Below are 14,560 nucleotides of genomic sequence, written 5' to 3' on the forward strand. Positions count from 1 at the left end.
GGGCGGATTTCGTCCGTGACCTACGGGTTACAGGCCCGGTGACCAGCCGAAACCCTCCATCATCGCGGCTGCTACGTTGCAAAGCGTGGATGACGACCAAGCGCTGCTCGCACGCTCATTGGGCGCCTCGATCCGGAGTGCCCGCAAGGCCGCCGGACTGACCATGGCAGAGGTGGCCCGGCGGACCGACCTCTCCCAGCCGTTCCTGAGTCAGGTCGAGAACGGCAACACCGCGCCCAGCGTCATCAACCTGCACAAGATCGCCCAGACACTCGGCACCACCGCACACGCCCTCCTCGAGGAGGGCAGCAGGCAACCCACCACCGTCATCCGCGCCGCCGACGCCCGGCAGTACAACCTCGGGCCGTCGGCCGTCGTCCGGTTCTGCCTGTCGGGGACACGGTCACTCGATTGCAACGAGGTGACCGCCGAGCCCCACAGCGGAGCCGAAGCGGCCACGACGCACGCAGGGGAGGAGTTCGTCTACGTCATCTCCGGCACGGTGCGACTGAACATCGACGGTGTCGATCACATATTGGCCCCGGGAGACACCGCCCACTTCCCGGCGACGCTCGCACATCAGTGGTTCAACGACACCGACGACGAGGTACGGTTCCTCTTCGTCAGCACCCCACCGAGTTTCTGAGCCCGAGTCCGGAGACCGAATCCCGTTGACCGGGCCCTACTTTCCGTTGATCGGGCACCACTTTCCGTTGACCGGGCGCCCGGGTACGGTCAGGACGTCGGGCCCTCATGGGTCACGCTCGGTGCATTCATGCAGCCCGACTCATAGTAGAAGTTCTGGATCGTCGCGCTGTTGTATCCGAGATCCGCGATCGCCGTGCTGATCATTCGCGCTGCCGCGCAGTATCGTCCCAGGTGTTGGTTCAACGACGCGGTCGCCTGTACTGCGGTCTTGTCGCCGATCAGGTACACGGTCGCTTCTTGGTAGGTGAACCGATTCATGGTCAGGTCTCGGTACGCCTCATTGGCCACCTCGACGTCAGTACTCGCATCGGTCACCGAACCGTTGAGTTCCGATGGCGGGATGGCCTGTGCGACGCCAAATCCGCCACACATCACACTCGCCGCGATGGTCACACCCACAACGCCACGCCTGACCGCATTCACTGCTCTCTCCTACCGTTCCACTCAACCGAATCACCACGATCGTGACACGGGAGTACGACCGCACCACGCGACCCGCGACGGGGGGCTCGTCAATTCGACTGGTCGAACGACGTCGATACTCCCGACGCACCTCCCACATGCGCGGTAGATCTACCGCGCATGTGGGAGGTGGCCGCGCGGCCGGCAGATGCGTGCGCAACTCGCGCTGCTACCCTCGGCGCGATGACATCGTTGACGTCCGGCCTTCCCGACATCTCGCCGACAGCTCATCCCTTCGACGTCACCTACCGAGTCCGCATCGACGACTGCGATCCGACGATGACCGTCACCCTCGCCGGAGTGGCCCGCTATCTGCAGGACATCGCGATGGACATGATCGACCAGTCGCCGTTCGGCGCGACCAACCCTTTCTGGATCTTGCGACGCAACATCATCGACGTCATCGAGCCGATCACCTGGCCTGGCGACGTCGACATCACGCGTTGGTGTTCGGCGTCGTCGACACGGTGGGTCGACATGCGGCAACGGATCACCGGCACACCCGCCCAGACACCGTTCAACCCCGACATTCGGCCGAACGGACACGTCGAAACCGAGAGCTTCTGCATCAACGTCACCCGGGACGGCCGACCGGCACGTATCACCGACGACATGCTCGAAGACCTGAACTCGGGCGTGACCGAGACCCGTCTGCGCTGGCATTCGATGAACCCCACCGATGCGGCAACTGCACTGTTTCCGCTGCGCCCCAGCGATTTCGATATGTTCGAGCACATGAACAACGCTGCCTACTGGCATGCGGTCGAGTCGCAGTTGACCGACCACCGCGACCTCTTGTCCCGCCCACACCGAGCTGTCATCGAGTACCTCAAGCCGGTACCGATCACCGATCACGTCACCATCCGGTCGGCGACCACAGACCGTGGCGTCTCGTTGTGGATCTTCTCTGATCAGGTTCTGTGCACCACGGTGACCGTCACCGCGTTGTGACCACGGCGCCGTTCCGCTGATTCCCCCGTTCCGCTGATTCCCCAGGCCCTGCAGCCCACGCTGCAGGGCCTTGTCGTCTGTGCGACGACGAGCACCCGCGCGGCAAAAGTGGCGTCACATTTACAAAAATATGAGGCTCCGTTATGGTTGCGACGACGGCCACGCCGTGCACGGCGGTGTGACCCCCGACCACCACCCTGTGCCCGCCAACCGAGTGTCGAGGAGGACCGATGAGCGACGCTTCCGCGCGCGCCGACGTCGAGCCCCCACGTCCACCGACGATCCTGGACCCACCGACGCCCAAGGGACGCGATACCCGGGATCGGCTTCTCGCAGCGGCGACATCGCTGTTCGCCGAGCGCGGGTATGCCGGCGTCCGGATCACCGACATCACAACGAAGGCCGGACTCTCCGGAGGCGCCTTCTACCGCTACTTCACCGACCGCCGCGAGATCATGTTGGTTTTGCTCCGGGACCTCACCGACGAGGCCTTCGAGTTCATTCGCGTGCCCTGGGACGACACCGATCCGATGGATGCGGTGATGCGTTCCACCGAACTGTATTTCACGTTCTACGAGTCCCACCGCGCACTGTTCGGCCTCTTGGCCGAACTGGGGCAGACCGACCCGGAGGTCACCGCGCTCTGGGCCGGCGCCCGGCGGGCGTTCTACGCGCGTTTCGCCCATGTCCTGCGGCGCGGTGTCGAATCCGACAGTCTCCGAGCCGGTGTCAACGTGGAGGTCGCCGCCGAGATGATCTGCGGCATGACCGAGTTCTATGCCTTCCAGTGCTACGCACTCCGGGATGGCGTCGTCACCGACGTGACACCCCAGGAGGCTGCCCGCACCCTTGCCGAGATCTGGGCATCAGGAATCCTCCGACAACCCTGAACCATCCTGAAAACCCATAGCCACAAGACAATTCCGCACTCACCGACGCATAACGGTGCGCCGGATGAACAATCCCACCGACAATCTGAGGAGAAGCCATGTCCGACGCAGTGATCGTCGCCGCCGTCCGCACCCCGCTCGGCAAACGAAACGGGGGACTGTCGACCGTGCATCCGGCCGACCTGTCCGCGCACATTCTCGACAGCATCGTCAGCCGCACCGGGATCGACCCCGCGATCGTGGACGACGTGATCTGGGGTTGCGTGAACCAGGTCGGCGACCAGACCTTCGACATCGCACGCACGTCGGTTCTCTCGGCGGGATGGCCGGAGTCGGTGCCCGGCACCACCGTCGACCGCCAGTGCGGATCGTCCCAGCAGGCGGTGAGCTTCGGTGCCGCGGGCCTCGTCGCCGGACACTACGACGCCGTCGTGGTGGGCGGCGTGGAGAGCATGTCCCGCGTTCCGATGGGCTCGGCTGCGGCGTCGGGAAACCCACTGGGGGAGCGCTACATCGAGCGCTATGGCGCAGAGTTCCCCAATCAGGGGATCGGCGCCGAGATGATCGCCGACGACTGGAAACTGTCCCGGCAGCAGCTCGACGAGTTCGCGCTCGCCTCGCATGAGCGCGCGGCAGCGGCGAGCGACGGCGGACTGTTCACCGACGAGATCGCACCCATCGACGTCAAGGGCGAGACCGTCTCCGTCGATGAAGGCATCCGTCGTGGCGGCACCGCGGACGGACTGGCGAAGCTGCGTCCGGTGTTCCGCGAGGACGGACGCGTCACGGCAGCCAACTCGTCGCAGATCTCGGATGGTTCGGCTGGTCTGCTCATGATGACCTCCGAGGCCGCCGCCAAGGCCGGACTCACCCCGCTGGCACGTGTCCACACGGCCGTCGTCGCCGGGTCGGCGCCGATGCCGATGCTGACCGGGCCGATCCCGGCCACGCACAAGGCCCTCGCGAAGTCGGGCCTGAGCATCGACGACATCGGCGTGTTCGAGGTCAACGAGGCGTTCGCACCCGTCGTGCTCGCCTGGCAGGCCGAGTTCGGCGTCGATCTGGCCACGGTGAACCCGCGTGGCGGTGCCATCGCCCTAGGTCACCCGCTCGGCGGCTCGGGCGCACGTCTGATGACGACCATGCTGCATCACATGCGCGCCAACAACATTCGCTACGGACTGCAGACGATGTGTGAGGGCGGCGGCCAGGCCAACGCCACCATCCTCGAACTGCTCTGACCGGAATCGACCACATCACAACGGAATCGAGCGAAAAGCAAGCGATGACAAACATCACCTTCGATTTCACCGGTCAGACTGTCGCCGTCACCGGCGGTGCACGCGGGATCGGCCTGGAACTGGGGCGGTTCTTCGTCCGGACCGGGGCCGATGTGTTCCTGCTCGACTTCGACGAGGACGAGGTGGCCAAAGCCGCGGCCGAGGTCGGCGCCCGGGCCATTCACGCCGATGTCGGCAGTACCGCCGACATCGAGACGGCGGTCGAGCGCATCATCGCCGACACCGGGCGGATCGACGTCATCGTGAACAATGCCGGGATCCTGCGCGATCGGCTGCTGTGGAAGCTCACCGACGACGACTGGGCGCAGGTCCTCGAGATCCACGCCGGCGGCACGTTCCGGATGACGCGAGCGTGTGTGCCGCACTTCAGGTCTCAAGAGTTCGGCCGGGTGATCAACGTGACCTCCTACACCGGGCTGCGGGGTAACACCGGACAGGCCAACTATGCGACCGCGAAGGCCGGGATCATCGGGTTCACGAAGACCGCGGCCAAGGAGCTCGCCCGATTCGGAGTGACGGTGAACGCCATCTCGCCGAACGCCGAGACCCGTATGGTGGCGTCGATTCCCGACGACAAGAAGGCCGAACTGACCGCGGGCATCCCGATGGGGCGATTCGCCGATCCGAGTGAGATGTGTTCTGCGGTGGCATTTCTCGCCTCGCGAGAGTCGGGGTACATCACCGGCGCGGTCTTACCCGTCGACGGCGGTATCTCCATCTGACGCACCGCCACATGATCGCAGCCGTATCCGATCGCCGGGGGCGGTCTGTTCGTCCCGTCCGAACAGACCGCCCCCGGTCTTCGTCATTCGGGTCGTCTGCGTCCGGCCGGTCAGTAGTCCGCGTCGCCGGATGACAACTCCGCCGACGTCACCCCTTCGTCTGCTGATGCGGCGCCACCGCCGGCGGAACGTCGGCGATGTCAGAGGGAACCCGACTGTCCTGACGCATGCCGTCCACCATCAGTCGCAAGGTGCGCCGCCACAGTGTCGGATTGTCCGTACCGCCGAGTTCACACGCCGCCCCGACCGCCGCGAGGATCAACGGGACGTCGGCGCCGTGGAAGCTCTGCCGCATCCATCCGAGCTCTTTGAGCCTGCCGACCAGGACATCCGACGCCGGGATCATCCGTTCGAGCGCCGCCGATTGCGTCGCGCCCGGAGGTGCGACCTCCTGGAGCACGATCTGCCGGAGACCCTTGTTCTCGGCCATCTGGGCGCACAGGTAGGTGAGATGATCGACGAAGGACGCGGCCGTGTCCTCGGCCCGCGACACCGCATCCATCGACGTGATCACCGCATCCACCTGGCTGGTGAACAGTGCGGCCACGAGCCCGGCCTTGTCCTCGAAGCGGCGATAGACCGTCCCGACCCCCACACCTGCACGTTCGGCGACGTCGGCCATCGACACCTCGAGACCCCGCTCAGCAAAGACCTCCATGGCGGCCTCGGTGATCCGTTCCACGTTACGGGCTGCGTCGCTGCGTAGGCGTGGTCCCGACTCGCCGACCTCTGATGCCATGTCGAGAACCCTACCGATGGAGAAGCGGAATGCGCTATTCCGCTTGCTCGACTATGCTTGTCCGGGTCAGAAACGGAATGACTGATTCCGTATCGTCTATCCGAGGAGCTTCCGCCGTGTCGTCCGACACCGAAACCACCCCACCAGCCGCGAGTCCACCGACCGGCGAAGCCCACCCGCACCGCTGGTGGATTCTCGTCGTGCTCGCCACCGCCCAGCTCATGGTCGTACTCGATGCGACGATCGTGAACATCGCTTTGCCTGCGGCCCAACAGGATCTGGGCTTCGACGACGATCTGCGCCAATGGGTCGTCACCGCCTACTCACTGGCATTCGGCGGCCTGCTCCTGCTCGGTGGGCGCATCAACGACCAATACGGACGCAAGCAGGCCTTCATCATCGGACTGGTCGGGTTCGCGGCGGCCTCCGCCCTCGGTGGCTGGAGCCCGACCTTCGAGGTACTGGTGATCGCGCGCGCCCTGCAGGGCGTGTTCGGTGCACTTCTGGCGCCCGCGGCGTTGTCGCTGCTCACCGTCACGTTCTCGCACAGTGGTGAGCGTGGGCGCGCCTTCGGCATCTACGGTGCGATCTCCGGCGCCGGCGGTGCCATCGGCCTTCTGCTCGGCGGTGTGCTCACCGAGTACATCTCGTGGAACTGGTGCCTGTACGTCAACGTCATCTTCGCCATGGTCGCGCTCATCGGCGCGGTCACACTGATCCCGGCCCACAAGGCCGACGATTCGGCCGGCTCACTCGACTGGCCGGGTACCGTCACCGCCACTCTCGGCTTGTTCTCACTGGTCTACGGCCTCGCCAACTCCGAGGTCAACGGATGGTCGGACGCGTGGACCATCACCTTCATCGTCGTCGGGGTGACCCTCCTCGCGGTGTTCGTCCTGGTCGAGACCAAGGTGACGCATCCGCTGCTCCCGCTCCGCGTGGTGCTCGACCGCGTGCGTGGCACGTCGTACCTCGTGATGTTCGTCGCCGCTATCGGAATGTTCGGTGTCTTCCTGTTCCTGACCTACTACCTACAGGCCACCCTCGGGTACAGCCCGGTGGCCACGGGCGTCGCATTCCTGCCGATGGTGGCGGCGCTGGCACTCACCGCGGCTGTGGTCGGGAACGTGACCCAGAAGGTCAGCCCCAAGATCCTGGTGGGCGTGGGCCTGGCGTTGTCAGCGAGTGCGATGGTGTTTCTCACGACCATCGACGTCGACAGCACATACGCCATCGGCGTGCTGCCCGGCCTGCTGCTGTTCGGCATCGGTCTCGGATCCGTGTTCGCGACCGCCATGGGCTTCGCCACCAGCGGCGTCGCGGCCGAGGACGCGGGAGTCGCATCGGCCACGGTCAACACCGCCCAGCAGGTCGGCGGATCGATGGGCATCTCATTGCTGTCGAGCTTCGCGGCCACCGCTGCCGCCGACTACGTCACCGGGCACCAGCCGACCACCACTGCCACGCCGGACGCCCTGCACGCGATCGAGCAGGGCGCCCAGCTGGCGGGCTACCACACCGCCTTCTGGTGGTCGGCAGGATTCTTCGCGGTCGGGGCAGTCCTCGCAGCGCTGCTCTATCCGACGAAGCCGCCGAAGGTCGACGCCGAGACCGTCGTGATCGCGCACTGATCGGCGCTCCTTGATCAGGCGAACCGAGGCGTCAGCCCAGGGACTGGAGGATATCCGGGCTCACCGGGTCGACGATGTCGGTGACCTCGGGATGCTTCGACACATAGCGCGCGACGGCCGGGCACACAGGTACCACACGGAGCCCGGCCGTACGGGTCTCGGCGAGGGCGTCATGGATGAGAGTGGTGGCCAGACCACGGCCGCCGAACTTCTCCTCGACGACGGTGTGCGGGAAGATGCGTTGTGCGCCACGGTCGATGAAGATGGTGAATCCGGCGAGCTCACCGTTCACGGTGATCTCGAATCGGCCCTCGGCGTCGTTGCGGGTGACGGCGATGACGTCGTCGGTGTTCTGACCGGTCACGGTCTTCTCCTTGCTGTTCCGGCGCACGGTCGGTGTGCACCTCTGGGTGGACGGACTCGCTACACGCTCTTCCGCCAACGCCGGTGCCCACTGTGTCATTCCGGGGGTCACCACCTCACAGTCCGGGTTCAGCACCCGACATTCCGGTGTCAGGACAACGGGCCTGCGCCTTCACCAGTCGTTCGGCCAGCGTGGTGTCGGTCTGATCAGGTGAACAGGCACGGCGGTACCGTTCCAGGATTCTGATCTCGGCGCCGAGATTGCCCGCCTTGCGGTACAGGATCGCTGCCTGCTCGGTGTACCACGGAGCGGGGGAGTGCCCGCGGAGTCGGGCATCTCGCTCCGCCGCGTCGACACATTCGAGTACCAGCTGAAGTGCCTCGTCGTTGCGCTGCGCCCGCTTGAGCTCCTTGATCTGTTCGGCCCATTCGACGAAGTCCTTGCCGCGCACGAGCCGACGACGCTGATCCTCCGCGCTCGGCCCACCGGCAGCCAGGCGGCTACGCCGGATGTCCGCCAGTTCGGCCGCATGCAGCCGTGCCCGTGCGGCCGATTCGGTTTCGTCTTCGGCATCATAGGCCTGCTCGTATGGGCCGAGGATGATCCGCGCCGGTGCTCTTTTGCCCGCCGGGACGAAGATCCGGCACCGCACGGCGCAGTCGTGCCCGTGATGCTGCGGATGGCGGATGACCTCCCGCACCATCTCCGACTCCAGCGCACTCACATACCCGACAAGTCGACGATCCACATAGACCGCGAGCGGCCCCCATCCCTGCGGGCCATGGTCGAGTTCCCGCACGATGGCCGTGGTGTGATGTGCTTGTCCCCGAGGGATGTTCGCGTCGTCGAGAATGGTGTCGATCGCCTCGATGTGGTCCTTCTCGTAGGACAGTTCGGCCGCGTGGGGAAGCACGATCTCGTCAGCCGGCCGCAAGGTGGTGAGGTAGGTGTCGCCGGGATCGATGATCTCGTGTCGAACGGGCGGTGGCGGGGGTGTTGCACGCGCAGCTCCGGCGAGCTCGCGTGCCCGTTCCAGCCGTTCGCGTAATCCCTTGGTGCCCAGGTGTTCAGGGTCGGCGCGCAGAAAACGTTCGAGAATGGCCACCTCGTCGTCATACTGTTTGCGCGCCCGGTAGATGATCGCGGCTTGTTCGGTCGGCCACGGCGCCGGGCGTGATACCAGCATGGCAGCGCTGCGTTCGGCGGCGTCGATGCAGGTGTGCAGCAACGTCAGGGCGCGGTCGGTGTCACCGTCGGCCCGGGCTTGGGCGATATCTGGTCGCAGCGCGGTGAATTCACGGCCGTCGATCAGCGCGGCCTCGGCGGCCTCGTCCAGTTGTCGCAGCACCGCGGAATCGCTGAGTCGTTCGGTACCGTCGGGGCTGATCCGCCCCGGCCACGTGGGCCGGTCGACATAGCGCCACTCGGGTTCCCGTTCACCGCTCGGGTCCAAGGTCACGCGCGCCGACCAGGTGCCGTCCTCGTAGATCGCCCAGATCCGCGCCTCGACGGTGGCTCGCTCACCGCGCTCCATGAGTTGCAGCACCGTGGCCTGGATTCCGGGTGCCCTCTCGACGGGGACGTAGCCGACGCCCAACAGGTCGATGTAGACGGCGACGGCGTTGGTGTCGTACGGATTCCAGGGCTCGGCAACCAGTTCCGCATCCCGCCAGATGACCCCGCCGAGCGGTTTGTCCGAGCGAGTGAACAACTGCGCGAGAGAATCCCGGTGATGACTTTCACCCGCGATCTCGAGGTCACGCACATCCAGAACAGGGTTGTGAGGATGTGTCGGACGAACCGCCTGCATCGGAGACGGAGTGTTGGCCCGATTGGCCTCGGCGACATCCTTCAGCCAGTCGCGGAGCTGCTCGAACCGCGGCTGCATCCTGCGGGTGAACACCACCGTATGCGCGTCCCCGGGTTCCGCCTTCCCGGCCGTCACGCCGGCCACCGCGAGCTGGAGGTAGCCGTTCACCAGACGTGTCGCCGGCCTGAAGTGGTAGCCCACCACCCGGCTCAGCGGCACTCGATCACCGGCACCGAACACCGCCCCGACGACCGCGCGGTTGACCTTGGTGATCGTTGTGGCATCGACGTCGAAGCGCGCTCCGTATCCCTGGTAGGACGTGGTGCCGAATTCGGGAATATCAGTGTTCACCGTGCGCTCGCCTCCCGTGGTCACGCTATCAATCGGCCCAACGACACAACGTGCGGGTATGTGATGATGTCAGGGCTGCCGGCATGAAGTGAAGGTGTGGAACGTGGTCGAAGTGAGTCCCAAGTTCGTCGGGAACACCGAGGCATGGAGCCGGGCAATCGCATCCGAGCTACGTGTCGGCGAGATCATCTGGGCATTCATCGGTGCCGCAGGAACTCGGCCAACCACTGCCGGCACGATGGTCACAAGTCTTCGAATCGCCGGTTTCCACCCGAGCGCCCGCATATCCAGACGAACCCCGATACAGGTGAACAGAGACGCGATCCGGGGCATCTCGTTCCCCCGTATACGGAAGAGGATCCATATGGTCGTCCTCACCGAGCAAGGGGCGACCGACTTCGGCGTGATCGATCCCGGGGATATCGATTTCACCCGGTACTACGTCGAGCACCTCCAGAACACCGGTGTCATGTCCCGCCAGGCTGCACCTGCGACTGCCGTTCCTGCCACCGACGAATCGCCGGTCGCTGTCGAGCAGACCAGCCAGACCCCGACAAAGCTCACATTTGTCAAGCAGCAGACGCCGGCCAATTCTGCACCCACCGCCGAATCCGTCCCCGTTCCGGCGGCCCCAGCGGCAGACGATCTCGGATCCACTTACTCTCCGGCATTGAGTTCGAGCATCAAGGAGAAGAAGGCTGCCGCTTGGTCTCGTGCGATTTCTGCAGATCTGTACCCAGGCGAGACCATCTGGGCGTTCATGGACGCACGGCGATTCGCACCGTCCACTGTCGGCACCGCGATCACCAACGCCCGGATCATCGGTTTCACCCACTTCGGCCGCACCACAGCACAACGCATCCTGCTGGAAGTTTCCGTCGAACAGATTCGAGGATTGGACTTCTCCACCAAGGGAGCACTGCCACACTTCCGGGTACAGACCGCCAACGGTGAGGTCGACTTCGGGTCATTCGATGCAAGAGACGTCGATTTCGCGCGTCACTACGCCGAGTACCTGTGGCATGGCACCGTCGGTCCGGGGACGCAGCATCATGTCGAATCCACACCTGCGCCGACCAGCCTGGCTGACGAACTCGCAAAGCTCTCTGCCATGCACCAGCGCGGCATCCTGGACGATGACGAGTTCAAGGCAGCCAAGAGCGCATTAATCGCAAGGATGTCGTGAGCCCGCAGTGGAAGCCGTGACGACACCGAATCACATCACGAGATCGAAGGGTGCCCTGTGGTCGAACTGAGTCCGGTGATCTCCTCGCTCCTGGCTGATCTCGCCGTCGCGAAAGTCTCCGATCACATACTCGACGATGAAGACCTTGTGACTCTCGTGTCGGCGACCGGCCCCCATCCCGTCACCCTCATCACTGCGATCACGACTCATCGGGTCCTGGGAGTGCAGCCCTACGCGCTCGATTCACGCAAGCAGGTGCGCATCTGCGCAGAAGGCGAGCAGATCACCTCGACAGGAAGGCACCTTCCATGATGGTCGTTGGCGTCGATTGACACAAGCGCTCACTGGTGTGCGCCGCTAAGCTCGCCAACGCGACCACCTCGGAGGTGGTGACCACTCGGCGCGCGCTGCGGAGATTTCGACTGGGGTCCTCGCGATGCTCGGTCCCGGCTCAATCACAAAGCCGCAGTGGCTGGTTGAGCCGACGAGGAGTGCAGCGACGAGACGAGTCGAAACCTCAGACAGCCGAGCTCCCCAACGCCACCACCTCGATCCCAAAAGCTCAATCATCAAGCTGCGGTTGCTGGTTGAGCCGACGAGGAGCGCAGCGACGAGACGTGTCGAAACCTCAGACAGCCGACCTCAGGGACGTCACCACCTTGGAGGTGGTCACCACCCAGCCCACGCTACGGAGATTTCGACACGGGTCCTCGCGATGATCGGTCCCGGCTCAATCATCGAGTGCTGCACGATGGTTGAGCCGACGAGACGAGTCGACACGGGTCCTCGCGATACTCGGTCCCGGCTCAATCATCAAGCTGCAGTGGGTGGTTGAGCCGACGAGGAGCGCAGCGACGAGACGAGTCGAAACCTCAGACAGCCGACCTCAGGGACGCAACCACCACAAACCCGGACAACGCTCCGACAGCTCAGAGCCCGAGGCCTTCGAGGATCTCGACCAGTCGGGTCTCGATCGGCCCGACGGGGGTGATGATTTCCCGGATGGGGAGTCTCATCCCGGTGTCCTCCGGATCGGGATCTTCCGGTTTGATGGCGAGGGGTGGGTCGAACACCTTGATCACCAGAGCATCGTCGTCGATCATGACGAATCCGTCGTCGGTGGTGCTGTCGAGAGTCACCTTGCCCGGTTGACCGGTACTGCTGGTGTTGGTTTCGGTGCCGTGGATTTCGGCACGTACTTGTGCCAGGTGTGCCACATACTGTTGCCCGACATCCGGTAACCGGTTGACCTGTTTCTCGTTCTGGGGTTGGCCGGGTTTGGTGTTGCGTTGCCACCAGGTGCGGCCCTCATCCGGACCCGACCTGACTTTCCCGGTCGTGTACTGGCCCGGCTGGTCACCCACCATGCGGTGGTGGGTGGGACAGGCCGGAGCCAACTCGACGATGTCGGTACGCCCACCGTCGGCGAAGTCGTTGACTGCTTGATGGATTTCGACGTGTGCTGCTGCTCGGTCGCATCCGGGTGCCGAGCAGTGATGGCCGTCGGGTGCGGAGAACAACATCAATCGTTGATGTTTCGTGGCTATCCGTTTGGCTTGCCCGAAGTACAGGGGGATGGCGGTGTGGTCTTTGAACACTGATAGATACATTTGGGCGTCGGCGGCGAGGTCGATCAGGTCCGGGATGGGGATCAGGGTTCCGGTCGCGGTGACCGCATACCCGGCTTCGCGGATCAGGTCGTTGACATCGGTTTTGACGATCAACTGGATCGGGACACCCATGTTGGTTGTGCCGAGCATTCCGTCGGCGAACACGGCGGTCAGTAGGGCGTTCACTGCATCGTGGTTGCGTTGGGGTTGGGTGCGCATGTCTTTGACCGCCGCCGCCTCCAGGGCGTCGGGGTCGACCATCTCGGCGGTGCGGCTGTCGCCGATGATGCTGTTCTGCTGGTCGGGGTTGTTGACGCCGTATTTGGCCCAGGCGGCGAAGAGTGTTTCGAGTCGGGCTCGCAGGATGGGGTCGACGTAGCCGGTCAGTTTGGACATGCCGTCGGCGCCTTGTTTGCCGAGGGTGATTCCGCGTCGACGGTCGCGGTCTTTCTTCTCGATCAACTCGCCGTCGGGGTCGATGTGGGCGATGATGCGGGAGCCGCAGGTGCCGAGTGCAGAGGCCCCGAATTTGGTGGCGTGTCCGGCGAGGGTGCGTTCGGCCGCGATTTTTTCGTCGTAGGCGGCGGCGAGGGGGATTTTCTTGAGCCAGGACAGGGCGATGTCGATGTGGGTGGTGCCGGCGTCGCCGGAGGCGAACACTTTCGCGAGTTCAGGGTATTCGGGTTGGGTGGGTTCGCCGGTCAGGGAGCGTTCGGGTTGGACGCGATCCATCCGTTCGAGTCGGGCTTTGCAGGTGGAGGCGTGGAGTTCGGTGTCCATGAACGCGAAGATGGTGCGGTAGCCGCGGTCGCGGTGGATGTCTCGGTGGTTGATTTCGGTGATCACCCGGTCGCTTTGGAAGGTCAACCGGTTCAACGATTTTTCGGCGGTTTTCGCGATGGTGATCAGGGTGTCGGCGTTGCTGGCGGTGAGGTCGGCGGCGGCGAGTAGGTCCAGCCCTTGCGTGATCAGGGCGAGTGCACGGGCCGCGTCGGATGTGGGTTCGGTTGTACCGGTATCGGTCTCGTTGGTCATCGACGCTCACCCCCTGTCGCGTGAAGATCCTTTTATGGTACAGGTGTTCGATGGTGTGTGCAAGCGGTTTGGGGTGGTTGGTTTTCGAGGCAATCTCCAGAGATTTCGACTCGGGTCCTCGCGATGCTCGGTCCCGGCTCACTCACCATTTGGCCGTGGGTGGTTGAGCCGATGAGAAGCGAAGCGACGAGACGAGTCGAAACCTCAGACAGCCGAAGTCGGAACGTAACCACCACGAACACAAGCTCAATCAGCAAGCCGTCGTTGCTGGTTGAGCCGATGAGGAGCGAAGCGACGAGACGAGTCGAAACCTCAGACAGCCGAAGTCGGAACGTAACCACCACGAACACAAGCTCAATCAGCAAGCCGTCGTTGCTGGTTGAGCCGATGAGGAGCGAAGCGACGAGTCGTGTCGAAACCTCAGACAGCCGAAGTCGCGCGGTGACCACCTCCGAGACGGCCACTACCCGAGGTAGTCTCCAGAGATTTCGACACGGGTCCTCGCGATGCTCGGTCCCGGCTCAATCACCAATGGGCAGTGGCTGGTTGAGCCGACGAGGAACGAAGCGACGAGACGAGTCGAAACCTCAGACAGCCGAAGTCGGGACGTAACCACCTCTGAGACGGTCACCACCCGAAGTAGTCTGATCCGTCCCGGTGTTTCCGGAGGGTTCGTCTCAAGGGAGGATGAAACCTATGGCAGCGTCTGGATCGAAGCGGTATTCGGCGGAGTTGAAGCG

General features: G+C 64.3%; 13 protein-coding genes. 8 read left to right on the forward strand and 5 right to left on the reverse strand.

The features are described from left to right. Positions 1-85: 85 nt before the first annotated feature. Complete coding sequence (locus tag ACWDUA_RS24835) at positions 86-646, forward strand: helix-turn-helix domain-containing protein (RefSeq protein ID WP_449753693.1); 561 nt, start codon at positions 86-88, stop codon at positions 644-646. Between the two features lie 89 nt (positions 647-735). Here ACWDUA_RS24835 and ACWDUA_RS24840 read toward each other — a convergent pair whose 3' ends face one another. After that, positions 736-1,131, reverse strand: coding sequence for a hypothetical protein (locus tag ACWDUA_RS24840; RefSeq protein ID WP_449753694.1), 396 nt, complete (start codon positions 1,129-1,131; stop codon positions 736-738). A gap of 222 nt (positions 1,132-1,353) precedes the next feature. Between ACWDUA_RS24840 and ACWDUA_RS24845 the strand changes: the two genes are divergently transcribed. From ACWDUA_RS24845 to ACWDUA_RS24860, 4 genes are all read left to right on the forward strand, one after another. Further along, a complete protein-coding gene (locus tag ACWDUA_RS24845; protein WP_449753695.1) occupies positions 1,354-2,121 on the forward strand; it encodes an acyl-[acyl-carrier-protein] thioesterase in 768 nt (255 codons plus the stop codon). Positions 2,122-2,351: 230 nt separating this feature from the next. Continuing rightward, positions 2,352-3,011 (forward strand): TetR/AcrR family transcriptional regulator, encoded by a 660-nt coding sequence (locus ACWDUA_RS24850; protein WP_449753696.1) that lies wholly within the window; start codon positions 2,352-2,354, stop codon positions 3,009-3,011. Positions 3,012-3,109: 98 nt separating this feature from the next. Then, the gene (locus ACWDUA_RS24855; protein ID WP_449753697.1) at positions 3,110-4,252 is read left to right on the forward strand and encodes a thiolase family protein; all 1,143 of its coding nucleotides are present in this window, start codon (positions 3,110-3,112) and stop codon (positions 4,250-4,252) included. 44 nt (positions 4,253-4,296) lie between these two features. Next, a complete protein-coding gene (locus ACWDUA_RS24860; protein ID WP_449753698.1) occupies positions 4,297-5,034 on the forward strand; it encodes an SDR family NAD(P)-dependent oxidoreductase in 738 nt (245 codons plus the stop codon). Between the two features lie 148 nt (positions 5,035-5,182). Here ACWDUA_RS24860 and ACWDUA_RS24865 read toward each other — a convergent pair whose 3' ends face one another. Continuing rightward, entirely contained in the window at positions 5,183-5,833 is a 651-nt protein-coding gene (locus tag ACWDUA_RS24865) for a TetR/AcrR family transcriptional regulator (RefSeq protein WP_449753699.1), read from the reverse strand. A gap of 77 nt (positions 5,834-5,910) precedes the next feature. On the opposite strand from ACWDUA_RS24865, the gene ACWDUA_RS24870 reads away from it, so the two are divergent. Then, complete coding sequence (locus tag ACWDUA_RS24870; protein ID WP_449753700.1) at positions 5,911-7,464, forward strand: MFS transporter; 1,554 nt, start codon at positions 5,911-5,913, stop codon at positions 7,462-7,464. Between the two features lie 31 nt (positions 7,465-7,495). Here ACWDUA_RS24870 and ACWDUA_RS24875 read toward each other — a convergent pair whose 3' ends face one another. Then, on the reverse strand, positions 7,496-7,828 hold the full coding sequence (locus tag ACWDUA_RS24875; protein ID WP_449753701.1) for a GNAT family N-acetyltransferase: 333 nt from the start codon (positions 7,826-7,828) through the stop codon (positions 7,496-7,498). Between the two features lie 115 nt (positions 7,829-7,943). Continuing rightward, a complete protein-coding gene (locus tag ACWDUA_RS24880; RefSeq protein WP_449753702.1) occupies positions 7,944-9,989 on the reverse strand; it encodes a hypothetical protein in 2,046 nt (681 codons plus the stop codon). Positions 9,990-10,092: 103 nt separating this feature from the next. Here ACWDUA_RS24880 and ACWDUA_RS24885 point away from each other — a divergent pair, with 103 nt between their 5' ends. Together ACWDUA_RS24885 and ACWDUA_RS24890 are read left to right on the forward strand one after the other, a co-directional pair. After that, entirely contained in the window at positions 10,093-11,175 is a 1,083-nt protein-coding gene (locus ACWDUA_RS24885; protein WP_449753703.1) for an SHOCT domain-containing protein, read from the forward strand. A 57-nt stretch (positions 11,176-11,232) separates the two neighbouring features. Beyond that, positions 11,233-11,487, forward strand: coding sequence for a hypothetical protein (locus tag ACWDUA_RS24890; protein ID WP_449753704.1), 255 nt, complete (start codon positions 11,233-11,235; stop codon positions 11,485-11,487). Positions 11,488-12,104: 617 nt separating this feature from the next. Here ACWDUA_RS24890 and ACWDUA_RS24895 read toward each other — a convergent pair. Next, on the reverse strand, positions 12,105-13,820 hold the full coding sequence (locus ACWDUA_RS24895) for a DUF222 domain-containing protein (protein WP_449753705.1): 1,716 nt from the start codon (positions 13,818-13,820) through the stop codon (positions 12,105-12,107). Between the last annotated feature and the right edge of the window lie 740 nt (positions 13,821-14,560).

Source organism: Gordonia sp. NPDC003376, assembly GCF_053589235.1.

Coding starts and splice junctions, on each gene's coding strand:
- ACWDUA_RS24845 (WP_449753695.1), top strand. CDS start 1,354: ATGACATCGTTGACGTCCGGCCTTCCCGACATCTCGCCGACAGCTCAT.
- ACWDUA_RS24850 (WP_449753696.1), top strand. CDS start 2,352: ATGAGCGACGCTTCCGCGCGCGCCGACGTCGAGCCCCCACGTCCACCG.
- ACWDUA_RS24855 (WP_449753697.1), top strand. CDS start 3,110: ATGTCCGACGCAGTGATCGTCGCCGCCGTCCGCACCCCGCTCGGCAAA.
- ACWDUA_RS24860 (WP_449753698.1), top strand. CDS start 4,297: ATGACAAACATCACCTTCGATTTCACCGGTCAGACTGTCGCCGTCACC.
- ACWDUA_RS24865 (WP_449753699.1), bottom strand. CDS start 5,833: ATGGCATCAGAGGTCGGCGAGTCGGGACCACGCCTACGCAGCGACGCA.
- ACWDUA_RS24870 (WP_449753700.1), top strand. CDS start 5,911: ATGACTGATTCCGTATCGTCTATCCGAGGAGCTTCCGCCGTGTCGTCC.
- ACWDUA_RS24895 (WP_449753705.1), bottom strand. CDS start 13,820: ATGACCAACGAGACCGATACCGGTACAACCGAACCCACATCCGACGCG.